We start from the raw sequence: 22681 nt of genomic DNA, 5'->3' as shown, positions 1-22681 counted from the left end.
AACCACCTTTCGAGGGGCGAATGGTCGAGTTCGTGGTGCGGGTGCCGGAGTCCACCCCCCCGTGGCGGCGGGCGTTCCTGGCCGGGGACGGGCCGCTCGGCGACTGGTCCGCGGCCGGCGTCCCGCTCGACCCGTGGGGGGACGGGACGCGGCGCGCCCGGCTCGAACTGCCCGACGGGTTCCGCGGCCGGTTCCTCGTGACCCTGGGCCGCTGGCGCGACGCCGAGAACGACGGCCGCGGGCACGAGTTCTTCCCGCGCGAGGTCCGGGCCGACGGGCCGCCCGTGATCGAAGCCCACGTGAACGGCTGGGACCAGAGCAGCGTCGACTACCACCACGACTTCCGGTCCCGGTTCCTGCCGCACGCGCGCACGGTCAGCGTGTGGCTCCCGCCGGGGTACGGGGCCGAGCGCGACCGCCGCTACCCGGTGTTCTACCTGCACGACGGCCAGAACCTGTTCGACGCGCACACCGCGTTCGGCGGGGTGCCGTGGGGCGCCGACGAGGTGGCCGAGCGCGAGGTCCGGGCGGGTCGCGTGCCGCCGGTCATTCTGGTAGGCTTGGCCAACACCCCGGACCGGCTCCGAGAGTACGGCCCGGTGCGGTGCGGCCCGCGGCGCGACCACGACCTCTCCCGCGGGTACGGGCGGTTGCTGGTCGAGGAGGTGAAGCCGTTCATCGACGCGACGTACCGCACGCTGTCCGGGCCGGCACACACCGGGGTCGGCGGGTCGTCGATGGGCGGGCTCATCTCGCTGCACCTGTGCAAGTGGTACCCGGGGGTGTTCGGGAAGTGCGCGGCGGTGTCGCCGTCGCTGTGGTGGGACCGCGAGTACTTCTTGCGGAACGTGTCGGTGTCGCGGGGGTGGCTGGGCGGGTGCCGGGTGTGGCTCGACGTGGGCGAGCACGAGAGCCCGTCCCGCGTGGGCCGCGCCGCGACCATGCGCCGCACGCGCCGGCTCTCCGCGCTGCTCGCGCGGTACGGGAACCCTTGCCGCTACACCGAGGTGCCGGGCGGGACACACAACGAGGCGTCCTGGGGCGCCCGGTTCGACCGGATCTTGCAGTTCCTGTTCGCAACGGGGTGACCCGCGCGGCCGGAACTGAAGGCCAGGAGCCGATCGGCCGCAAAAGGCACAAGACAACGCAGAGGAACCGGCCGGCCCTGGTGTCGTACCGGGGCCAGTCGTTTCATGCACCGGCCGTTAAGTGTGATCCGCTCACTCCGTGAACAGTTGCTCCGAAGACCGTGTCCGCTCCTCGTGCGGCCGGTCTGGCGGTTGGCGCGCAACGCACCTCCGAGCCCCAAGGCGGGCCACACTGATACACGTACCTGGTAATGCTGCCGCTTTTGTTGACGAGCCGCGACCGCCCGGGAGCGGTGCCACGTATCCCGCTCCCGGGCGGTCGCGGCTCGTCAAGAAAGCGCCCCCGCAGATGGGTTCATGTATGAGAACCCGCACATCGCTGCGCGGCCCGAACTTGAAACCACTGAACTCCGCTTGACCGGCCTCCCGTCCAGCAGTACACGCCGCAGTTTCACGGGCGCAGCGCCCCGATCCGATGTTTGTGGAGGTCGCCATGACCCACCGGCCCATGATTCTTCTGCGTCGAGCCGTTTTGTTGGCCTGCGTCGCGGTTCTGCCCGCGTGTACGACAAATTGGCCGGACGCCGACGGCGGTCGCTCCGCGGCGCCCGAGCGCGGGGGGCTCCTCGGCGACGATTACAAGCCCTTCCACGCCGTGAACCCGAAGAACCCCAAGGCGTTCTTCGAGATCGCCATCGACGGCAAGCCGGCCGGGCGAATCGAGATGGAGCTGTTCGCCGACACGTGCCCCAAAACCGCCGAGAACTTCCTGCAACTGTGCGTCGGCACCAAGAGCAAGGCCGGAGCGGCACTGGCTTACAAGGGTTCGTCGTTCCACCGCGTGATCCCGGGCTTCATGTGCCAGGGGGGCGACTTCACCTCCGGCGACGGCCGCGGCGGTGAGTCGATCTACGGCGGCAAGTTCGACGACGAGACCTTCCAGGGCAAGGCGGGCAAGCACTTCGGCCGCGGCACCCTTTCGATGGCGAACGCCGGCCCGAACACGAACGGCTCCCAGTTCTTCCTCTGCACCGCCGCGACACCACACCTCGACGGGAAGCACGTCGTTTTCGGGCAGGTTGTGACGGGCTACGACGTGGTCAAGAAGATCGAGGCCGTCGGCTCGCGGAGCGGGAAGACATCCGCCAAGGTCACCATCAGCGACTGCGGCAAGGTCGGATAGTTTCGCTGTACGGTGGGATCGCACACACGCAACCGCAAACCGTGACGGGGATCGCGGTCGCATCGCGTTCGTTGACAACTCCGCCGTTCGGGTGCGTGGCACGAGCCGTCTTGCCCGTTCCGCGCGCCGCACTCTGCGGCTCATTTCTTGGTCTGGCGCTTCTGAGCGAAGATCCAGTTCCAGAACTCTTTTTCCTCGAACGCCGGGGACCAACTGTTGTGCCCGACCTTCGGGTACTCGGTGTACTTCGGCTCCGCGCCGGCCTTCTTCAGCGCCGCGACGATGTCCCGCGACCCCTTGGCGGGCACGACGGTGTCCGCGTCGCCGTGGAACGCCCACACCGCGACGTGGGCGATGTCCTTGGCCTTGGCGGGATCACCGGCGCCGCAAATCGGCACGCACGCGGCGAACAGCTCCGGCCGCCGCTGCACGGCGTCCAGCGCCCCGTACCCGCCCATCGACATCCCCACGATCGAAACCCGGTCCGGGTCGATCGGCAGCTCCTTCAGGAGCGAGTCCGTGAGGGCGAGGGCGAGTTTCAGCGGCTCGCTGACCTCCGGCGACGTGTAGGAGCCCTTCTCCCACGGCACCTCGACCCACTTCTTGCCCTCCGGGCACTGCGGGATCAGCACGAACGCCTTGGCCGCTCCGACTTCGGGGCGCGTGAGAACGCTGGGCTGTTTGTCCTTCCAGAACCACACCAGTTGCTTCTTGTTGTCGCTCCCGCGCTCGCCGGCCCCGTGCAGGAGCACCACCAGCGGGTACCGTTTGCCCGGTTCGGCGTCGGCGGGCTTCAGCAACCGGTACGGGAGCGACTTGCCGTCGGCCTTGAACTCCTTGGCCTCCGGCTCGGCCGCACGCACGGGTGCGGTGAGAAGCGCCAGCGCGCACGCGGCAAGAACGTGTTTCATGGGGTGGGCTCGCGGGGGGAAGGTGCCGACGCTGTTGTAGCGACCACCGGCCCGGTCGGCGGGTGAACGCTCACCCCCGCCGAGCGACGGCGCGCTCGACCAATCCGAACAGCCCTTCGATCGCCAGCGCGAGCACCGCGGCGGGGATCGCCCCTTCGAGCATCAGCGGTACGTCGAACTTGTCGATCCCGCGGAGGATCGGGCGCCCGTACCCGCCCGCCCCGATGAACCCGCCGAGCGTCGCCGTGCCCACGTTGATGACGGCCGCGGTGCGCACGCCTGCGAGGATCGTCGGCGCCGCGAGCGGCAACTCGATCCGCCACAGGATCGCCCACGGGGAGAGCCCCAGCGCCGCGGCCGACTCGCGCAGGGGGGCGGGAATGCTCGTCAGCCCGGCGTGCGCGTTCCGGACGATCGGCAGCAGGCTGTACAGGAACAGCGCCGCGATCGCGGGGGCCGGCCCCGTCCCCTCGTCGACGAGCCACTTCATCACCGGGATCATGAACAGCAGGAGCGCCAGCGACGGGACCGTCTGAAGCACGCCGGTCGCGCCGAGCGCGACCCGTCCGAGCGCCGGCCGCCGGGCGGCGAGTACGCCGAGCGGCACCGCGACCAGCACCGCCGCGAGCAGCGACGGCAGCACCAGCTTGAGGTGCTCGCGCGTCGTCTCCAGCACGCGCCCGGCGAGCGTCCCGTCGCCCGGCTCGGCCGTTGCCCCGGCCGTAACCCCCAAGGTCTGGGTCAGGAACTCGCCGGCGACCTCGCGCTCGTCCTTCTTCTGCTCGCCTTGCGCCAGGCTGTTCATCCGCTGCATCTGCGGTTCGGTGACGCGCCCTTCGAGCCGCCGCAGTTGCTCGACCGCCTTGGGGTGCCGCGATTCCAGGTCCGCGCGGTATAGCCAGACCGCTTCGTAGGCCGGGAAGAAGTTGCGGTCGTCGTCGAGCACGAGCAGGTCGTACTGGGCGATCTCGCCGTCGGTGGTGTACACCTCGGTCACGTCGATCGCCCGCTCGACGAGCGCCCGGTACGCGAGCGTATGGTTCATCCCGCGCACGTCCGTTTGCGGCAGGTCGTAGTGCCGCTTGACGCCGGGCCACCCGTCGGGGCGGTCGAGGAACTCGTGAATGAACCCGCACCGCAGTTCCGGGTGCTGCCGCAGGTACGAGATACTCCGCACGCCCTTCGCGGCGGCCACGTCCTTCCGCATCCCGAGCGCGTAGTTGTTGCGGAACCCGAGCGGCTTGCTGATCCGGACGCCCTGCGCCGCGAGCGCCGCGGCGAGGTCCGGCGGGTCGTCTTTGAGGATCTGCCGGGTGATGGTCCCCGTGTACTCGGGGTACGCGTCGATGTCGCCCTGCGTGAGTGCGAGCCACAGCGCCGGGGTGCCGCCAAGGTCGTCGCGCCGGGCCTCGGCCCCGCCGGCGCGGGCGAGTTGCGTTCCCATCTCCGCCAGAATCACCGACTCGGTGAACTTCTTCGACCCGATCACGACCGGCCTCTGCGCCGCCGGCGAGCAACCGGGGACGAGGGCGACCGTCGCGGCCAGGGCCGCGCACACGAATGCGGGCAGCTGGCGCGTCACGCGGGCACCTCCGGCCCGCGCTGGGCCTGTACGAACGTCGTGACGAACGGGTCCGCGGGGCGGTGCCACAGGTCCGCCGCGCTCCCCTGTTGAACGATCTGCCCGTCGCGCAACAGGACGATGCGGTCCGCGAAGAACACGGCCTCGCCGAGGTCGTGGGTCACGAGCACCACCGTCTTGCCGAGCGCCCGGAAGATGTCGCGCAGCTCGCCCTGGAGGTCCGCCCGCACGAGCGGGTCGAGCGCGCCGAGCGGCTCGTCGAGGAGCAGCGCGTCCGGGTCGAGCATGAGGGCGCGCATCAGGCCGACCCGCTGCCGCTGACCGCCGGAGAGCTGCTGCGGGTAGCGGTCCAGTCCGTCCGCCGGGAAGCGGGTGAGGTCGGCCAGTTCACCCACCCGCGCCGCGATCCGCGTGCGGTCCCAGCCGAGGTGGCGGGCCATCAAGGTCACGTTCCCCCGCGCGGTCAGGTGCGGGAACAGCCCGCCGTCCTGGATGACGTACCCGGTGCGCAGCCGCACCGCGCGGGCCGTGGCCGGCGTGACGGGCGTGCCGTTGAACATGACGGCGCCGGCGTCCGGTTCGACCAGCCCGACCAGCAGCCGGACGAGCGTGGACTTCCCGCACCCGCTCGGGCCGATCAGCACCGTCGTGCGCCCGGCCGGCACGTCGAGCGCGAGCGGCCCCAGGGCCGGGCGCCCGGCGTACACCTTGGTCACGTCCGTGAGTCGAAACATCGCGCCGTCACCACTCCAACTGGACGCCCTTCCAGAACGCCACCCGCCCGGCGATCTCCTTCGCCGCGTCCTTCGGCTCCGGGTAGTACCACGCGGCGTCCGGGTTCTGCTGCCCGTTCACCTCGATGGTGTAGTAACTGGCCGTGCCCTTCCACCCGCAGACGGTGTGCGTGGCGCTCGGCTTGAAGAACTCCGCGCGGATCGCGCTCGCCGGGAAGTAGTGGTTGCCCTCGACCACGACCGTGTCCCCGGACTCGGCCAGCACGGCCCCGTTCCAAACTGCTTTCGGCACGACGATCTCCGTGAAAAGGTTCAGGGTACGGCGGTCAGGTGCATCACGGCGAAAAAGCCGTTCGCGTCGGTCCAGGTCGCGTCCGCGCGCAGCCCGCACGCGGCGGCCCGCTGGGCGAACTCGGTCGGGGCGTATTTGTACGAGTTCTCGGTGTGGATCGACTCGCCGGCGCGGAAGGCGAACGTCGCGCCGCCCATCTGCACCCGCTGCTCGGCGGCGCTCACGAGGTGCATCTCGATCCGGGACCGCTCGTGGTTGTAGAACGCCCGGTGGCGGAACGCGGCCGGGTCGAAGTCGGCGCCCAACTCGCGGTTGATGCGGACCAGCAGGTTCCGGTTGAACGCCGCGGTCACGCCGCGGGCGTCGTTGTACGCGGGCTCCAGGACGGCGGTGTCCTTACGCAGGTCGATGCCCAGGAGCAGCCCGCCGCCCGGCCCGACCAGCCGGGCGACGCGCCCCAGGAGGTCGTCGGCCTCGGCTGGGTCGAAGTTGCCGATCGTCGACCCCGGGAAGTACACCACCCGCCGCGCCGCGGGCACCGGCGGGAGTTCGAACGGCCGGGTGAAGTCCGCCACCACGGGGTGAACGCCGAGCCCGGGGTAGTCGGCGGCGAGTTCCCGCGCGGCGCCGCGCAGGTGCTCGCCGGACACGTCCACCGGGACGTACCCCGCCGGGGCTACCAGTTCGTCGAGGAGCAGCCGCACCTTCACCAAGCTGCCGGCGCCGAGTTCGACGAGCAGGCACCGCGGCCCGCACCGGGCGGCCATCGCCGCCGCGTGCTCCCGCATCACGGCCAGTTCGGTCCGCGTGGGGTAGTACTCGGGCAGCTCGGTGATGCGGTCGAACAGTTGCGAGCCGGCCGCGTCGTAGAAGTATTTGGACGGGAGCCGCTTCTGGGGCCGCGACAGTCCGGCAAGGACGTCCGCCCGGAACTGATCGTGCGTCCGTCGGGAGGCGCAGGTGCTCGTCATGCGGAGAGGTCCTTCGCGAGTCGGAGGCCGGAGAACTGCCAGCGGGCGTCTGGCGGGAAGAAGTTCCGGTACGTCGGCCGGACGTGCCCGGCGGGGGTCGCACACGACCCTCCGCGGAGCACCATCTGGTTGCACATGAACTTGCCGTTGTACTCGCCGATCGCGCCGGCCGCGGGCCGGTAACCGGGGTACGCGGTGTACGGGCTGGCCGTCCACGCCCACACGTCGCCGTAGAAGGACGCGCCGCCGGGCGCGGGGTGCAAACGCCCCGAATCGAGCAGGTTGCCGCCCACCGGCCCCGCGCCGGCCGCGACCTCCCACTCCTGCTCGGTGGGCAGCCGCGCGCCGGCCCACCGGGCATACGCGTCGGCCTCGTAGAAGCTTACATGGCACACCGGTTCGTCCGGGTTGAGCGCCCGCTGGCCGCGGAGCGTAAACTGCGTCCAAGAGCCGCCGTCACGCTCCCAATAAAGCGGGGCGGTCCAGCCGTTCCGCTGCCGGGCCGCCCACCCGTCGGAGAGCCAGAACTCCGGGCGGTCGTAACCGCCATCCTCAATGAACCGCAAGAACTCGCCGTTACTAACCGTGCGCGCCGCGATCTCGAAGTCGTTCACGTACACGCTGTGGACCGGTCCCTCATTATCGAAGGCGAACCCTGCGGAGGTGTGGCCGATCCGGCGCACGCCCGCCGCGTGCCGTTCCCACCGGGTCGGCCCGGGGGGCGCGTCCGGCTGCTCGTCCTGCGGTGCGGCGTACACCGGCCGCAGCGGGTTCAGGCCGAATGCGTGCTTCAGATCCGTAAGGAGCAGCTCCTGGTGCTGTTGCTCATGGTTCAGCCCCAACTCGACGAGCGGCGCGATTGCGGTCAGTGTGCCCGCGTCGGTGGTCGCGATCAGCGCGAGGATTTGCTCATCGACGGCGGCGCGGTACGCGTACATTTCGGCCACGGTCGGCCGGGAGAGCAGCCCCCGCGCCGCGCGGGGCCAGCGGTCGCCGACGGCGTCGTAGTACGAGTTGAACAGGTAGTTGAACCGCGGGTGGAACGGACGGGAGCCGGGCTCGTGTGCGGAAAGTATGAAGGTCTCGAAGAACCAGGCGGTGTGGGCCAGGTGCCACTTCGGCGGGCTACAGTCGGGCATCGACTGAAGTTGGTAGTCTTCGACCGCGAGCGGCTCGCAGAGCCGCTCCGTTTCGGCCCGAACGGCGGAGAACCGGGCGGCGAGAGCCGTCCGGACAGCAGCGTGGGGGGGCAGTTCGGACATTCCACCTCTCGGATTTTGCGCCCGCGGATCGGATGCCGGTTGTGTGCGATAGCCGTGCCAGGACCGACAACAATTTACGCACGCCGGGCGTGATCGGATTCGGTGAGGTGGGCACCGGAAACCGGTCGCGGTTCTTGCAACCGGTTTCTCGGAGCGCGCGAAGGGGACGGCCGTTTCTTGCCGCGCGGAGCAGTTACCGCTTTTCGATCTTGTACAGCGCCTTTTCCGTGCGCACCAGCAGCGCGTCGCCGTCCACCCCGAAGCTCGCCAGCGCCCGCTCGCCGAGCTTGTTCTTCGCGACCTCGTCGTAACTGTCGCCGGGCTTGAACACCGTCGCGGTGCCGGCCTCGTCGAGCAGGTAGATCAGCCCGTTCGCGCACAGCGGCGACGCCGAAAAGTTGCCGCCCACGCGCTCCGTCCAGCGCTCCGCGCCGGTCTTCGCGTCGAGGCAGGTGAGCATCCCGTTGTCGGACACCATGTACAGCGCGTCTCCCACCGCGATCACCGACGGGTTGTGCGGCACGTTCTTCTTCACCGTGAACGCGACGTGCGTCGCGGTGACATCCCCCGTGCCGTCGGGCTTGATCGCAACGAGGTTCGGCGTGTTGTATCCCGTGCAGACGTACACCAGCCCGTTCGCGAACACCGGCTTGGGCACCACCGAGTACCCGGCGCCGTAGGTGGCGCGCCACAACTCCTTCCCGGTGGCCGGGTCCAGCGACAGTACCGACCCGCTGCCCGCGGAGATCAGTTGCTCCCGGCCCTTCACCGTGATGAGTTGCGGCGTGCTGAACGAGAACGGGTTCACCCCGGGTTTGCTCGGTCGCGGGGTCTGCCATCCGACCTTTCCGGTCGTCTTGTCGAGCGCGATGACCGCCTGTTTGTCGGTGCCGTCGATGCTGAAAATGAGGTGCTTGCCCGTGACGATCGGGGAGCCGCCGTTGCCATGAACCGGCTTGTACGCCAGCTCCTGCGTGGCCCACACCTTCGTCCCCTCCTTCGCGTCCAGGCAGGCCGTTCCGAGGTGGCCGAAGTGAACGTACACCCGCCCGTCTTCCACGACGGCCGACGGGCTGGCGTGGCTGTTCTTCGAGTGAATCTTCGGCGCGTTGGCGCCCTGCTTGAACACCTCCACGTCCCACACGGTGCCGCCGGTTTTCGCGTCGAGGCAGACGGCGCGGAGCGAGTACCCCCCACTTTGCGGGACCGCGGTGGTGAGGTAGACGCGCCCGCCCGCGACGACCGGCGACGACCACCCCACGCCCGGCACCTCCTTGCGCCAGGTCACGTTCGTTTTCGGCCCCCACTCGGTCGGGAGCTTCGCTTCGGTGTGACCGCTCCCGTCCGGACCGCGGAACTGGAACCAGTCGGCGGCCTGCAGCGCGGGGGCGAGCGCGAGGGCGAGCGTCCAGGCGAAGAGCACGCGGGGCATCAGCGGAAACTCCGGGAGAGGAGTTGTGGGGCAGGGCGGAAAACCAGTTTACCGAACGACGGGCGCGACGCGCGCGGAATTTGCAGCGTCTCGACTTCACTTGACCCGGACACGCCGGGGGCGGGTGGTGCCCGTAACCAGTGACGTTCGTGGTCAACCCGGCAGCGCGAACCGGCGGAGGAACTTCACCCCGTTGGCCACGTCGGCGAACTTGGTGTCGCCCTGCTCGCGCTCCACCGCGAGCAGCCCGTCGAACTCGAGCACCTGAAGGGTCGCGGTGAGGGCCATCCAGTCGATGTCGCCGGCGCCGAGCGGCACCTCCTGCATCCCGCGGCTCACACCGACGGACCGCGCGTCGCGGGCGTGGACGTGTTCCACCAGCCCTTCGAGCGGCATCAGGTTGGCGAGCGGGTCGTGACCGTGGAGCACGAAGTTCGCAGGGTCGAACGTCACCTTCAAGGTGCCGACGTTGAAGCCCGCGAGGTACTCCTTCATCTTCTGGGCGGGGTCGAAGCCGATCTCGAGCGCCACGAGGCACCCGATGCGGTCGCCGAACCCGGCCAGCGCGAGGAGCGACTCGCGCATCAGTTGCGCGCGCGGGGCCGCGGCGTCCTCGGGCAGCTTCGGGCACGGAAGGACCACCCGTCGGCACCCGAGGTCGAACGCGAGCTGCATCGACTTGCGCACCCGCTCCAGGCGCGGTTGCAGGTCTTCCGCCACATCGAGCCCGCGGCGGACGGGGACGTTGAGGGCCGACAGCTCGAGGTCGAAGGAGCGGAGCAGCGTGCGGAACTCGCGCCGCCCCGTCCCGCCGAGCGCGTCGGGCGCGAGCGCGTCGACCGCGTCCACCTGGACGCCCTTCGCCCCCATCCGCGCCGCCGCCTCGAGCGCGGACCGGATCGGCAGTTGCGTGGACTCGGCGACGATTCCAATTTTCAGCGGCTTCATGGTGTGCGTCCGGTAAGAGTTTCGACAGGATCAACAGGATACGCCGGATGAAGAACCGTTCTCCTCTTGATTCTGTTTATCCCGTCAAAAGCTCTTCGGTCTTTGTTCACAGGCGCCGGCAGTCGAGGGTGAAAGTGCGGACCCAAGTGCGGAACTTGCGCGACCTGGACGCCCTTCGCTCCATTCGTGCCGCGGGTCGAATCGGCAGCGATTTTTGACAGGATCGACAGGATAAACAGGATGGAAAACTGCTCTTCTCTTGATCCTGTTTATCCTGTCGATCCTGTCAAAAGCTCTTCGGCCTTCGCGCCCGCGGGTGCGAGGAAGTGCGTGATCGGCTTCACGAGCCGGCGGAAGTCGGCGCTCGGGAGGTGAACGGTCCGCCACCGCGGGCTGCGCGTGCGCATGTGCCGGCGGTACTCGCCGACCGGCACCCCGCGGAACAGAAACACGTGCCCGCGGAACGCGAACACGTCCGGGGTACAGGGGGGCAACTCGAACTGAAGCGCCACGTCGTACACGAACGCCAGGACGCCCTGGAACCCGTCGCCGAGGCGGTCCGACCAGCGAGCGAGGCTCTCGACATCTTCGAGTTCGCACCAGTTCTGCCACGACCGGCGCGGCGTTCCGCCCTTCCCGGCGCCTGGGAACTTGCGGCCCTTCACGTCGATCACGAGCTTCGCGCCGGCGGGCGCGAGGGTGAGAAAGTCGGGCGACTTCACCTCCGAGGTGTCGAGGTAGCTGCGGCGCGACTCCACCACGGGCACGACGGCGCACCCGCGCGCCCGCAGGAACGCGTCGAACGCCACCTCGTAGTGGTTGTCGGCCTTCATGGCGCAGGCTACTCCAGCCGGTATTCGCCGGGGTGCGCGCGCATCGCCCGGAGCCGCACCCGGAACGGCTCGGCGCGGGGCGTCAGCGGCCGCACCTCGACCACGTCACCCGGTTCGGCGTCGGACGGCATTGGGACCTCCACGCGCTCGTCGTCTGACAGCCCGATGACGAACCCGTCGCCGTAAAACGCCGACGGCGGGAGCCACCAGTCGACCGTGAGCGGCGGCCCGGCGCGGCGGCCGCGCCGCCTCCGGCGGCGGGTGTACAAGCGGCGCACGCGGCGCGCCTGGTACGCCTGGTACGCGACGAGCCGGGCCGCCCGCTCCCGGGCGACGCGCTCCCGGTGGGCGATCCGACCGCGGTTCGGCCGGCACCCGGCCTTAAGCTGCCCGCGCAGGAGCAGAACTAACGCACCGGTGGCGCTCACCGCCGCGCCGCTGCCGAAGAAGATCCAGAAGACGATCGACGCGCCGCTTGTGACGAGCATGGGGATGGACAGAAGCGGGCCGATCGTTCCGAGGGCCAGCAGGAACCAACCGACGGGGGCGAGCCAATCGTACCGCGCCGCGGCGATGGCGCCCCGCATGTACGGTTGGTAGCGGAAGCAGTCCGGGCACGGGATGGGCTCGTAGTGGCGCGGGTCGGCGAGTTGCTCGGCGAGTTCGGATTCGGCGCGGTCGCGGACCCGACTCCGCGTGCCGCGCTGGTTGATGTTGTAAAGCGCGACCCCGGAACCGGTGCCCGTGTATTCGGTTTCGTAGACGTACTGGCAACCGCACTCGGCGCACCGCACGAAGTGCGGGACCGTCACGGACGCCTGGGCGGTGTACTCTGTATACCACAGCACGAATTGGGCCTCCGCGCCGAACGAGCGCTGTCACCCGACCGCAGATTGTACCGCGCCGACGACCTCCGCTTCAACAATCGTCTTCTCTTCGCGTTTCGCCAGATCCTTGACCTTCCACACGCCCTGCTCGAACTCCGCGGGGCCGGCGATCACCGCGAGCTTGAACCCGCGCTTCTCGGCGTACCCGAGCTGCACGCCGACCTTCTTGGCGTCGGGGAACACCTCGACGCTCACCCCGGCGGCGCGGAGGGCGCGGGCGATGCGCTGGTAGTCGCCCAGCCGGGCGGCGTCGAAGTTGACCACCAGCACTTGCGCCGGCGTGGTCGCGCCGGTGAGGAGCGGGTGCTTCAGCTCCTCCATCGCGGCGATGAGCCGGTCGACCCCGAGCGATGCTCCCACGCCCGGGAGCACCTGCTTCGTGTACTTGCTCGCGAGGTTGTCGTACCGACCGCCGCTGCACACGCTCCCGATCCCCGGGAGGTCGGTCAGGAAGGTCTCGTAAATGGTCCCGGTGTAGTAATCGAGCCCGCGGCAGATGCTCAGGTCGATCTTGATGCGCCCCTCGGCCACGCCGGCCGCTTTTGCAACCGTCAGCAGCTCACGCAGACAGCGAATGCCCGCGGTGGCCTTCTCGTTCGCGCCCCCGAACCACGCTTCGAGGTCGGTCAGCAGTTGCTCGTTCGGGCCGGTCAGGTCGGTCATCATGAGCACGCGATTCGCCTGCTCGGGCGTGATCCCGGCCTCGCGCACCATCTCCTCAGCCACCTTCTCGCGGCCGATCTTCAGCAGCTTGTCGAGCGACCGCAGGACCGGGGCGGCCTTGTCCGCGATGCCGAGCGATTCGAGCAGCCCGTTCAGCACCATCCGGTTGTTGATGCGGATCTCGAACCGGTCGAACTGGAGCGCGGTGAACAGGTCGTTGATGACCAGCGCGGCCTCGATGTCGGCGGCGTTGGAGGTGGTGCCGATGGTGTCGAAGTCGCACTGCCAGAACTCACGGTACCGGCCCTGCCCCGGGCGCTCGCCGCGCCACACCGGCCCCATCGCGTACCGCTTGAACGGCGTGCCCAGCTCGTTGATGTACTGGGCGCTGAACCGCGCGAACGGCACCGTGAGGTCGAACCGCAGCCCCATCTCGGCCTTGTCGCCGCGGGCGCTGAGGACGCGGTACACGAGCTTGTCGGACTCGTCGCCGCCCTTGCCGAGCAGCACGTCGAGCGACTCGCACGCGGGGGTGTCGATGGGCGTGAAGCCGTAGGAGCGGTACACCTCGCGGGCGCGGCGCAGCACCTCCTCGCGGGCCAGCATGACCGCCGGCAGGTAGTCCCGGAACCCCGACAGCGTGCGCGGCGTGATGAGCGCGGGCGCCTTTTCTGCGGACATCTCTTCTCCCGTTCCCAAGTCTCAAGGCCAACAGCCGTCGGGGCGAAGAGCAGAGCCGCGGAAGTCTTCGACTTTACGACGGTTGACCTTCGGACCTCCGACCCACGTCACGAGGTGTTCCGTTTCCGGTCGCTGACCCGGCGCAGGAACTGGCGCTCTTCGTCGGTCAGCGACCCCTGGCCGCTCCGGGCGATCTTCTCCAGGATCTGGTCCATGCGCGCGTCGTCGCGCTGCTTGGCCTCGGTCGCGGCGGCGGTCTTGCGCGCCCGCCGCGCCTCGCGCCAGCGGGTGATGAGCCCCGGGCGCTTCGGCTCGGGCGGCGGCTCGTCGTCCCGCTCCAGGCTCGTGTACCCGGCCGAGAAGTCGTACCCGAACGGCCCCTCCTCGGCGTCGAGCTGCTGCAAGGCCCGGTAGGCCTCGAACAGCATGAACAGGGCCAGCCCGACTAGCAGCGATTCGTTGGCCGTGAACGCGACGACCATGAGCAGCACCGCGAACACCATCCCGGTGTACGAGGCAACGACAACCCCGCGGCGGTGGTCGGTTCGCGCCCACACCACCGCCTGGAGCAGTTTCCCGCCGTCCAGCGGGTACGCGGGCAGCAGGTTAAACAGGAGCAGCCCCCAGCTCACGAAGAAAACGCGGTACGCCCACACCGCCCACGTCGGCGTCACCGCCCGCTCGAACCCCATCTCCGCCGCCGCGTCGGCGTACTTCGCGGTGTCGGTCGGCTTCGGGAGCCCGTCGGTGCCGTGCCGCGCCTTGTACTCGGCCAGTTTCGTGTCGAACTCTTTCTTGGTCGGCTCTTCGGCCGCCGTGCCCGGCTTGTACAGCTTCACCCGCGACGGGCTGGTGTACGTGCGGCCGTCCCGGTTGCTCAACTGCACATTGTACGGGTCGTCGAACGTGAGGCTGGGGGAGAACCCGGCCGCCGCCAGCGCCGCGGCGCACGCCACGCACAGCACCACGTTCACCGCCGGCCCGGCCGCGACCGTGATGAACAGCGCCTTCCACCGGTGCGGGACCTCGGTGTAGGCCAGGCCGCCGAGGGGCCAGATCAGGATCTCGCGCGCGTCCCCGCCGACGTACCGCGCCCCGAAGCAGTGCCCGTACTCGTGCAGCAGCACGGTCACGAACAGCACCACCACCGTGAGCAGGAACTTGTCCACCCACGACACGCCGTCGTACTGGAGCAGGAACATCTGCCGCCCGAACAGGCTGAGCGCGACGAGGAAAAACAAGATGTGAACTCGGACCTGCACGCCGAACGCCCGGAACGCCGGGATCGACCAACTCATCGGATCGCGCATCGCACGCTCACTCGCTCGCCGCGAACGGTTTGTCGGCGGACAATCGATAATCTACCACCACGAACAGCGAGTCGCAATTCCGCGGGCACCGGGGGCTTGGCTTATGTCGGTCGAAGTGGTACACGTCGGGCGCCGGATCCGTGTGGAAGTCGACACCCTCACCACCGCAAACGGCCAGACCATCCGCCGGGACGCGATCCGGCACCCGGGCGCCGTCGTCATCCTCCCGGTGCTCGACGCGGAGCGCGTGGTGCTCCTGCGCAACTACCGGTTCGTGATCGGCGACACGCTCTGGGAGCTTCCGGCGGGTACGGTGGAGCCCAACGAACCGCTCGAAGCGTGCGCGAAGCGCGAGCTGATCGAGGAGACCGGGTACCGGGCCGCGAAGTGGCGGGGCCTGGGCTACATCTACGCGTCCCCGGGCGTGATGGACGAGAAGCTGCACCTGTTCGTCGCGGAAGACCTCACCCCGGGCGCGGCCCGGCCCGAGCCCGACGAGCAACTGGAGCCGGTGGTCGTGAAACTGGACGAAGCGGTTCAGATGTGCCTGAACGGGACCATCCGCGACGCCAAAACCATCACGTCGCTGCTGCTGTGGGAACGGATGCGGTAACGGGCTCGGAAATTGGAGTACCCCGGCCCACCGGCGTATGGTATTCCGGTTCGCTCGTTCTATCCGATTTCTGCAAGCGGTGCGGAGGCTCTCAATGGAATCACGGCGGGCAAACGTGCGGCGGGCGGTGCTCGCGCTTGTTGTCGGGGCCGTGGCGGTGTCCGCGCCGGTGCTGGTCCTCTGGGATCCGGCGCTCGGCTTCGGGACGGATTATTACGTTCACGCCTGGATGGTGGGGTACCAGGGCGAGGCGTGGAAGGCGACCCGGTCGTTCGCCCCCGTGTTCAACTCGGCCCCCGAGGTCGGTACGCCGCTCCCCGTCTTCTACGGCGGCCCGCTGTACAAGCTCGGCGGGCTGCTGAGCGCGCAGTGGGGGTGCCATGTGGCCCTCCGGCTGATCGTCTTGCTCAGCCTGGGGGTCACGTACCCGGTGGTCCGCCAAACGGCGCGCGCGTTCGGGGCCGGGGTGTGGTTCGCCACGGCGACCGCCTGCTCCGTCTGCTGGGCCACTTACGGCCTCACCAACGTGTACAGCCGCACCGCGTTGCCCGAGTTCTTCGCGAACGCGATGCTCACCTGCTCCTGTTGCTTGTGGGCGCAGTTCTTTTTCCGCCCCGGCGCGGCGGTGCGGTGGCCGGCCGCACTGGCGGCCGGTCTGTGCCTCGCACTGGCCGCGGCCACCCACCCGATCACCGGGTTGCTGAGCGTTCCCGTTGTCGGGCTGATTTATGTGGCGCACTGGAGCGTGCCGGCGGCGCGCCGCGGCGGCCTCGTTCGGCGGCACGTGCCGGTCCTGGCGGCGGCGGCGCTGACGTGTGCGGTGCTGGCCCCGTGGCTGTACGCGTACCACCGGCTCGGGTCGCAAATCGTGATCTCCGCCGGGGGGCCTGGGGATTCCGACTACCTCGGCTTAACGGCCCGGACGCTCGTCTGGGTCCGCCTGTTCCCGCTCCCGTTCGACTACAACCACCTGACCCCGGGAGCCCCGGCCCTGGGGACGCCTCACCTCGACACGCAGGTCAGCCTGCCCCTCTTGGGGCTGGCGGTTCTGGCCCTGGTGTCCGCGTACCGCACCGCCCCTCACGCGCGCCGGCGCCTCGCCGCCGGCGCCGGCGCGGTGGCGCTGTTCGGGCTGTTCGTGTTCGCGCTGTCCGTCAGCCCCGAGCTTAATGCGGCGCTCCCCGCCGCGGCTCGGGCGCTCGTCGGGAAGGTCCAGTTCGCGTACCGGCTGGTCGCGACCGTCAACATCGCGTTCCTGATCTTGTTGCTCTTGGGGCTGGCGTTCCGGGCCGCCGCCCCGGGGGCCGCGCCCCAGAACGAGTGGGCGGGGGGGGCGGTGGCGCTCGCCGTACTGTTCACCCTGGCGGCGTGCGGGTTGGTGCAAAAGTCCGTGAACGGGAGGGCCGCGGGCTGGAAACAGACGTCGGCCGAGCACGCCAGCGCGACGCGCGTGCGGTGGATCGAAACGACCCACTGTGGTGCGGGCTGGGCGTACTTTACTCCGAACTGCGTGTCCGCGTTGCGGGCGGACGAGACCGCACGGGTCCACGCCGTGGCGTTCCCGGTGGGCACCGGAGAGCGGTGGGGGGAGGTGGGGCCGGTGCGCACCACCTTCGCCGCCGCCGGTTACGCCGGCACGCAGGCGGTGCCGTTCCGCTGGAGCACGTTCCGTGTGGACGGCGCGCCCGTGCCGGAGTGGGAGCTGCGGGTCTGGGAGGACCCGCGGTACGCGACCGGTCCGGCGGCGCTGCGGGTCGCCGTGCCCGTGCCGGCCGGCGAGCACACGGTCGAGTACGCCTTCACCCCGCCGCGCAAGTGGCGCGTGCTGAGCCAGGCGGCCGACGGGGTGCTTGTGGGGTGGGGGCTGATCGTGGCGTGCGCGCCGCTCGCCAACCGGCTCCGCCGGCCGGCGGCTGGGGGTGCCGCGGCGCTCGCGCCCCTTCCAACGCCGGCCGAACCGCGCCCCGCGGCCTGACCGTGCCCCGACCGGGCAAACGATGCCGCGCTCGGGGCGCGGGGCGCCTCATACACGTACCCGATAATATTGCCGCCTTCTTGACGAGCCGCGACCGCTCCCTGGCGGTTAATGGCTCGTCAAGAAGGCGGCCCCGCAGGTGGGTTCATGTATCAGTTCGGGAGCGGGTTCGGGGCCTGGAACGTTTCGGGCGGCTCGTTCTTCGGCACCACCACCACGCCGGTGTCGGTCACGGTGAACCCGCGCTTCCGGTCGAACTCGGGGTCGTACCCGAGCACCGTGTACGGCGGGAGCTTCACGTCCTTGTCGATGATCGCCTTGCGGATGCGGCAGTACCGGCCCACGTCCACCCCGTCGAGCAGGATGGAGTCCTCCACCACGGCGTAGCTGTTCACCCGCACCCGCGGGGAGAGGATGCTGCGCCGCACGTGCCCGCCGGAGACGATCGAGCCGGCGCACACGACGCTGTCGAGCGCCTCGCCGCGGCGCGCGTGCCCGGCCGCGCCCTCGCCGGTGAACACGAACTTCGGCGGCGGGAGCTGGGGCTGGTGCGTGCGGATGGGCCACGTGGCGTCGTACAGGTTCAGCACCGGCTCCACGTTGACCAGGTCCATGTTCGCCTGGTAGTAGGCGTCCAGGGTGCCCACGTCGCGCCAGTACGGGACCGCCTTGCGGTTCTGGTCCAGGAACCGGTGCGCGAGCACCTTCTGCCCGCTGGCGATCATCTGCGGGATGATGTTCTTGCCGAAGTCGTGGTCGCTGTCGGGCTTGGCCGCGTCCTGGCACAGCAGCTCGAACAGCAGCCGCGTCTTGAACACGTAAATGCCCATGGACCCCAGCGCGTGGTGCGCGTCCCCGGGCATCGGGGGGGCGGTCTTCGGCTTCTCCAGGAAGTTCACGACGCGGTCGTCCGCCGCCGTCTGCATGATCCCGAAGTGCCGCACCTCGTCGAGCGGGACCGGGATGCACCCGATGGTCACGTCCGCGCCGCGGTCCACGTGCGCGCGGATCATGTGGCCGTAGTCCATCTTGTAGATGTGGTCCCCGGCCAGGATCAGCACGTGCTCGACGTTCTCGCGCTCCAGCGAGTAAATGTTCTGGTAGATCGCGTCCGCGGTCCCCTTGTACCACGTCTCGTCGATCCGCTGCTGCGGCGGGAGCACCTCCACCAGCTCGCCCATCTCGGAACTCAGGAACCCCCACCCGTAGCGGATGTGGCGGTCCAGGCTGCGGGACTTGAACTGCGTCAGCACCAGGATGCGGCGCAGCCCGCTGTTGATGCAGTTCGAGAGCGTGAAGTCGATGATGCGGTACAGGCCGCCGAACGGGACCGCGGGCTTCGCGCGGTCCCGGGTGAGCGGTTCGAGCCGGGTCCCGCGCCCGCCGGCCAGGATGACGGTCACAACGCCGCGCATGAAACACCCGAGGGAGTGCGGAGTGCGGAATTCGGAACGAAAACAGACAGGGAATGAGAGACAGGAATCGGTTCGGCTCGCCGGTGCTCACTTCTGCATGCCGAATTCCGCACCCCACATTTCCGATCAGCGCCCGCCGGTCAGGTTCTTCTCGAACATGATGAGGTTGTCGCCGCGGTCGGCGTCCCAGCGGAGGCCTATGATGTCGTACCCGAGTTCGATGGCGAGGTGGAGCATCGGGCGGTGCGCGTTGTGGCACTCCAGCCGGATCGACTCGTACGCGTGCTGCGCGGCCCAGCTCTGCGCCGCCTCCATGAGTTGCGACCCGATCCCCATGCGGCGGCCGTCCGGCACCACGCCGTAGAACCAGGCGAAGAACACGTCGGGCTTCAGCTCGAACCCGAGGAAGAAGCCCGCCGGCTTGTCCTTCACCCGCGCGACCAGTTGCAGCACGTTGTGCCGCCCCAGGTACCGGCGGCGGAACGCTTCGATGGTCTTCGTGGGCCGGAAGATCTGGTTGTACAGCTCGACGATGAGCGGCAGCTCTTCCACGCCCACCACGTCGATGATCGCGTCCGCCATGGCTTCACCTGGTTCCACGTTCCTGGTTTCCGGGTCCCGCAACGGCCGCCGGGCCTTTAACCCGGCGCCGGGAACCCGGAGTCTGGGGCTGACTAAGGACTTCGGGTCAAAAGCCCGATCATCGAAAGTCGCAAAGTCACAAATCCAGTGATAATAATGGTTCGTGACATTACGACTTGCGGACCTGACGACTTTTAGCCGGAAGTCCTAATTCGGGCGGTAGAGACCGCCGACGATGCTGTCCCAGGACGGCACGTTCCAGGTGGCGATCAGCTCGCGGAGCACATCGCTGGCGGTGTCCTCTTCGGCGGTCAGCGGGGCCGGTTCCGAGTTGAACTCGTCCGCCTCGTCGTCGCTCTCATCGTCGCGTGTCGGGGCGTCGTGGTCGGCGGCCGCGACCGGTTCGGCCTCCGCCGCCTCGTCGGACGCTTCGGCTTCTTCGGCCCCGTCCTCGCTCGCGCCGGCGACCACCGCGGAGTCGCCCGGGGCGCCGCCCTTGCGGCGGCGGCGGCGGCGGCGGCGGCGCTTGCGCCCGGTGCCGGTGGCCGCGTCCCCTTCGGCCCCGGGCTCACCGGCGGCCTCTTCCGCGTCCTCGAACTCGGTGTCGGTTTCGGCCTCGGCGGCCTCCGGCGCGAGTTCCGCGCTCTCGCCCTCAAGGGCGGCCGGTTCGTCCGGCCCTTCGGTCGCGGGCTTGTCGAGCGCGAACTCCCGGGCCAGCTCGTCCCAGTCGTCGTTGCTGTCGTGGGGGTCGTTCATGGGTGGATTTGTCAGTGTGCGCAGGCGGGCCGGGAATCGGCCCGTGACGGCAACATCTTATCGCGCGACCGCGGCGCCGGAAACGTCGGCCTGTTGCAGTGCCCACGCGCGCGACGGCCGCGCGAGGCTCACTTCGACGACGCGGTCACCGGCCTCGGCCCCGTACCCGTCGGTCAGGGCGCCGGCGGTGTCGCCGTCGGCCAGCTCGTCGCGCGGCACCAGGAACACGTCCGGCTCCCACCCGCCGGCGGCGCCGAGCTGGTCCGCGAGCAGGCCCCACGCGTCGACGGGCAGGGGCAGCCCCGGGAGCAGCTTCGCGAACAGGTCCGTGACGGCCCGTTCGAGGCACTCACGGGGCGGAAGAACGTAAAAGGTGGCCATTGCGTTCCCTCGCGGTGGTGACGGGAGGGGTATCGACCGTGCGGCAGCCGTGCGTGTCGCGAATGGGTTGTTCCAAATGTGCCGACGGCCCTGTGTCGCGGAACAACCGGCACAGCTTACCATTCGCAGGGTCACTCTTGAGCAACGGCGATTCGTGCGACGGGCACCGTGCGGGAACCGTTCACGTAACAACAGCGCTGATTGCTTGAAGAAGAAGAAACGGTGGTCGCGGCTTCGTCCAGCCCCCACGGGCTTCGTGTTCACGAACACAGATTCTTGACAGGATCGACAGGATTCACCGGATCGAAGACCGACCGATTTAAAATCCTGTTGATCCTGTCAAAATCGTCTGGACTCAGCCGCCGCGTATTGGTGTTCCCTGCCCTCGCCTCGGCGGCCGTAATGTTACTCCGAGCAGGGTTCATTCCGCCACCAACTCCAAGGCATCCGATACGAGTCGGTGGGAATTAGCGCCTGTTGGTATCAGCCGGCCGCCGCGCGCTCGGCGCACTTCCGGTTCAGGTACCGTACCAATACGGCGGCTTGAGCGAGCGGCTGGGTCGCGTCGTTCGGGTCGCCGTTATCGCCGACGTCGTGGAAGTGCTGCGTGACGCCCGCGAACGCGGCGTCGATGAACGCCCGGATCTGTTCGGGCGAGGTGCGGTTCTCGATCACCCATTCGTAGGTCGGGACGTAGATCAGGCGCCGGGCCTCGACCACGCCGAGCAGTCTCGTTCCGAACCGGTGCCCGGACGGCTTGCCGCCGCGCTTCGCACCGGGGCCGCGAAAGTACCGCGGCGCGGTCTGCCCGCGGATCACCTTCAGCCCCTGCCACACGCCCTCGACCGTGTCGCTCGTTTCGCCGGGCGCGCCGGGAACCGGAACGCCGCCGTGAACCCACATCGGGCTGAGTTCACAGTGCGGGGGCTCTGCGTAGCTGCTCACGTCGTACACCACGCTGCCCGCGGGCAGGTTCTCGACGTGGTACCGCGGCACGAACACGCACCGGGCGAAACGGGTGACACGGGACATCGGCAGCCCTCCCGCACCCCGACACCGTTCGCAACCGCCGGGTTCACCCCTTCGGAAACACCGCGACCGCGCTTCCGGCGGCGAGCACCACGCTGGCGGGTTGTACCCCGTTCATCGGCGCCCACTCCGGACCGTACAGGGCGGCCCAGTCCACATCGAAGGTGAACTCACGCACCGGGTACACGCCCCACTCGGGATGGTTCACCTCGTAGCGAATGAGCTTCCCGCCGCGCGAGGTGCCGAACCCCCATGCGTGTTCCTTGAACCAGTGCTCGGAACTGTCCGGGGCGGGGTGAACCGCGGGCTTCGCGCCGACGGCACACAGCGAGTGAACGCGGCCCTGCCATTTCACCGCGTAATGCGCCGTGAGCGTGTCGGACAAGTCCGCAACGGCCATCGACAGGCTGGCCGCCCGGTACGGCTCGTTGTAGATCGCACGGGCGAGGGTCGCGACCGTCCACTGCGGTACGAACTCGCGGACGAAGCACACCCCGCGCTGTCCCTGGTGCGAGACGTAGAACCGCAAGTTCCACTCCGGGAAGTTGCGGAACCCGGGCCAACCGATGCCCAGCACGCGGGTGCCGAGAAACTGGAACCCGACCAGGCTGCCCCAACACGCGCCGTCGCGGCGGTCGAGTTCGCACCCCGGCGGCACCAGCGGGCGCAACAACTCTTCCGGGATCGCGAAGTTCGCGAGGATCAGGTTTTGCCACCGGGCCGTCAGGAACGTGCGGCGCGACATCGTACCTCCGTCCGGGCGGTTCACGTGTGTTTCCACCTGTTCCGCCCCGCAGTTGGGGTCGAAAACTATCAACCGGCCGCTATCAGACAACGTAACTCGGCGCACGAAGATATGGAACCGCTCCGAAGAGGGACCCGAATTCGGTGACTCTTCGGAGCGAGCCGCACTGGTCGGAGGGGCGGTCCCGGAATTCCGGCGAAACCGCCACACGGAACGGTCAGACACTCGGCCCGGTGCCGGGTGGACTTGCCGGGATCCCGGTGCGGTCGGTATTATTCCATTCTTCGGCAATGCACGTTATTTATGCCGGATCTCGCGCGATCTGCCGACGCGCGGCAAGGCCCGGCGGGTGAGTTTGCGGGTCATAGCGTACCAGTTTCTCGCTCCGCGGTACCGCGGAGTGGGCGG

The 22681-nt window shown here is 69.2% G+C and carries 22 protein-coding genes; 4 read left to right on the top strand and 18 right to left on the bottom strand.

Going from position 1 to position 22681, the window contains the following annotated elements; translation table 11 throughout:
- The first annotated feature begins 20 nt into the window (after positions 1 to 20).
- Both GobsT_RS01715 and GobsT_RS01710 read left to right on the top strand, forming a co-directional pair.
- A complete protein-coding gene (locus tag GobsT_RS01715; protein WP_010044852.1) occupies positions 21 to 1088 on the top strand; it encodes an alpha/beta hydrolase in 1068 nt (355 codons plus the stop codon).
- 655 nt (positions 1089 to 1743) lie between these two features.
- A complete protein-coding gene (locus tag GobsT_RS01710; RefSeq protein ID WP_029601130.1) occupies positions 1744 to 2271 on the top strand; it encodes a peptidylprolyl isomerase in 528 nt (175 codons plus the stop codon).
- Positions 2272 to 2411: 140 nt separating this feature from the next.
- Here GobsT_RS01710 and GobsT_RS01705 read toward each other — a convergent pair whose 3' ends face one another.
- The 12 genes from GobsT_RS01705 to GobsT_RS01650 all read right to left on the bottom strand — a co-directional run bounded on the left by GobsT_RS01705 (position 2412) and on the right by GobsT_RS01650 (position 14777).
- Complete coding sequence (locus GobsT_RS01705) at positions 2412 to 3182, bottom strand: carboxylesterase family protein (protein WP_010045461.1); 771 nt, start codon at positions 3180 to 3182, stop codon at positions 2412 to 2414.
- A 70-nt stretch (positions 3183 to 3252) separates the two neighbouring features.
- On the bottom strand, positions 3253 to 4764 hold the full coding sequence (locus GobsT_RS01700; RefSeq protein WP_010045462.1) for an ABC transporter permease/substrate-binding protein: 1512 nt from the start codon (positions 4762 to 4764) through the stop codon (positions 3253 to 3255).
- On the bottom strand, positions 4761 to 5498 hold the full coding sequence (locus GobsT_RS01695) for an ATP-binding cassette domain-containing protein (RefSeq protein WP_010045463.1): 738 nt from the start codon (positions 5496 to 5498) through the stop codon (positions 4761 to 4763). The genes GobsT_RS01700 and GobsT_RS01695 overlap by 4 nt, the downstream gene beginning before the upstream one ends.
- Before the next feature lie 7 nt (positions 5499 to 5505).
- Positions 5506 to 5790 (bottom strand): DUF427 domain-containing protein, encoded by a 285-nt coding sequence (locus GobsT_RS01690; RefSeq protein ID WP_010045465.1) that lies wholly within the window; start codon positions 5788 to 5790, stop codon positions 5506 to 5508.
- A gap of 20 nt (positions 5791 to 5810) precedes the next feature.
- Positions 5811 to 6761, bottom strand: a complete 951-nt coding sequence (gene egtD, locus GobsT_RS01685; protein WP_010045466.1) for an L-histidine N(alpha)-methyltransferase — start codon at positions 6759 to 6761, stop codon at positions 5811 to 5813.
- Positions 6758 to 8023 (bottom strand): ergothioneine biosynthesis protein EgtB, encoded by a 1266-nt coding sequence (egtB, locus tag GobsT_RS01680; RefSeq protein ID WP_010045467.1) that lies wholly within the window; start codon positions 8021 to 8023, stop codon positions 6758 to 6760. Before egtB ends, egtD begins: the two co-directional genes overlap by 4 nt.
- 193 nt (positions 8024 to 8216) lie before the next feature.
- Positions 8217 to 9455: a PQQ-binding-like beta-propeller repeat protein gene (locus tag GobsT_RS01675; RefSeq protein WP_010045470.1), complete on the bottom strand. Its 1239-nt coding sequence runs from the start codon at positions 9453 to 9455 to the stop codon at positions 8217 to 8219.
- Between the two features lie 153 nt (positions 9456 to 9608).
- Positions 9609 to 10403 (bottom strand): sugar phosphate isomerase/epimerase family protein, encoded by a 795-nt coding sequence (locus tag GobsT_RS01670; protein ID WP_010045480.1) that lies wholly within the window; start codon positions 10401 to 10403, stop codon positions 9609 to 9611.
- Positions 10404 to 10672: 269 nt separating this feature from the next.
- Positions 10673 to 11236 carry an HYExAFE family protein gene (locus tag GobsT_RS01665; RefSeq protein ID WP_109571350.1) on the bottom strand — a complete coding sequence of 188 codons (564 nt, stop codon included), beginning with the start codon at positions 11234 to 11236 and terminating at the stop codon, positions 10673 to 10675.
- Between the two features lie 8 nt (positions 11237 to 11244).
- Positions 11245 to 12084, bottom strand: a complete 840-nt coding sequence (locus GobsT_RS01660; RefSeq protein WP_010045484.1) for a hypothetical protein — start codon at positions 12082 to 12084, stop codon at positions 11245 to 11247.
- Between the two features lie 30 nt (positions 12085 to 12114).
- Entirely contained in the window at positions 12115 to 13467 is a 1353-nt protein-coding gene (gene hisS, locus GobsT_RS01655) for a histidine--tRNA ligase (RefSeq protein ID WP_010045486.1), read from the bottom strand.
- A 107-nt stretch (positions 13468 to 13574) separates the two neighbouring features.
- Positions 13575 to 14777 (bottom strand): site-2 protease family protein, encoded by a 1203-nt coding sequence (locus GobsT_RS01650; protein ID WP_010045488.1) that lies wholly within the window; start codon positions 14775 to 14777, stop codon positions 13575 to 13577.
- 103 nt (positions 14778 to 14880) lie between these two features.
- Here GobsT_RS01650 and GobsT_RS01645 point away from each other — a divergent pair, with 103 nt between their 5' ends.
- Both GobsT_RS01645 and GobsT_RS01640 read left to right on the top strand, forming a co-directional pair.
- Positions 14881 to 15390 (top strand): NUDIX hydrolase, encoded by a 510-nt coding sequence (locus GobsT_RS01645; RefSeq protein ID WP_010045491.1) that lies wholly within the window; start codon positions 14881 to 14883, stop codon positions 15388 to 15390.
- Positions 15391 to 15484: 94 nt separating this feature from the next.
- Positions 15485 to 17365 carry a hypothetical protein gene (locus GobsT_RS01640; RefSeq protein ID WP_010045494.1) on the top strand — a complete coding sequence of 627 codons (1881 nt, stop codon included), beginning with the start codon at positions 15485 to 15487 and terminating at the stop codon, positions 17363 to 17365.
- Between the two features lie 152 nt (positions 17366 to 17517).
- Here GobsT_RS01640 and glgC read toward each other — a convergent pair whose 3' ends face one another.
- The 6 genes from glgC to GobsT_RS01610 all read right to left on the bottom strand — a co-directional run bounded on the left by glgC (position 17518) and on the right by GobsT_RS01610 (position 22273).
- The gene (gene glgC / locus GobsT_RS01635) at positions 17518 to 18780 is read right to left on the bottom strand and encodes a glucose-1-phosphate adenylyltransferase (protein ID WP_010049703.1); all 1263 of its coding nucleotides are present in this window, start codon (positions 18778 to 18780) and stop codon (positions 17518 to 17520) included.
- A 126-nt stretch (positions 18781 to 18906) separates the two neighbouring features.
- A complete protein-coding gene (locus GobsT_RS01630; protein WP_010049705.1) occupies positions 18907 to 19362 on the bottom strand; it encodes a GNAT family N-acetyltransferase in 456 nt (151 codons plus the stop codon).
- A 207-nt stretch (positions 19363 to 19569) separates the two neighbouring features.
- Positions 19570 to 20118 (bottom strand): hypothetical protein, encoded by a 549-nt coding sequence (locus tag GobsT_RS01625; RefSeq protein WP_010049707.1) that lies wholly within the window; start codon positions 20116 to 20118, stop codon positions 19570 to 19572.
- Positions 20119 to 20175: 57 nt separating this feature from the next.
- On the bottom strand, positions 20176 to 20499 hold the full coding sequence (locus GobsT_RS01620; protein WP_010049708.1) for a hypothetical protein: 324 nt from the start codon (positions 20497 to 20499) through the stop codon (positions 20176 to 20178).
- 483 nt (positions 20500 to 20982) lie between these two features.
- Positions 20983 to 21531 (bottom strand): DUF6939 family protein, encoded by a 549-nt coding sequence (locus tag GobsT_RS01615; RefSeq protein ID WP_010049711.1) that lies wholly within the window; start codon positions 21529 to 21531, stop codon positions 20983 to 20985.
- Between the two features lie 43 nt (positions 21532 to 21574).
- Positions 21575 to 22273, bottom strand: a complete 699-nt coding sequence (locus GobsT_RS01610) for a YqjF family protein (RefSeq protein WP_010049714.1) — start codon at positions 22271 to 22273, stop codon at positions 21575 to 21577.
- Between the last annotated feature and the right edge of the window lie 408 nt (positions 22274 to 22681).

Source organism: Gemmata obscuriglobus, from assembly GCF_008065095.1.
Classification (GTDB): Bacteria; Planctomycetota; Planctomycetia; order Gemmatales; family Gemmataceae; genus Gemmata; species Gemmata obscuriglobus.
This window is presented reverse-complemented; position numbering and strand designations above follow the sequence as displayed.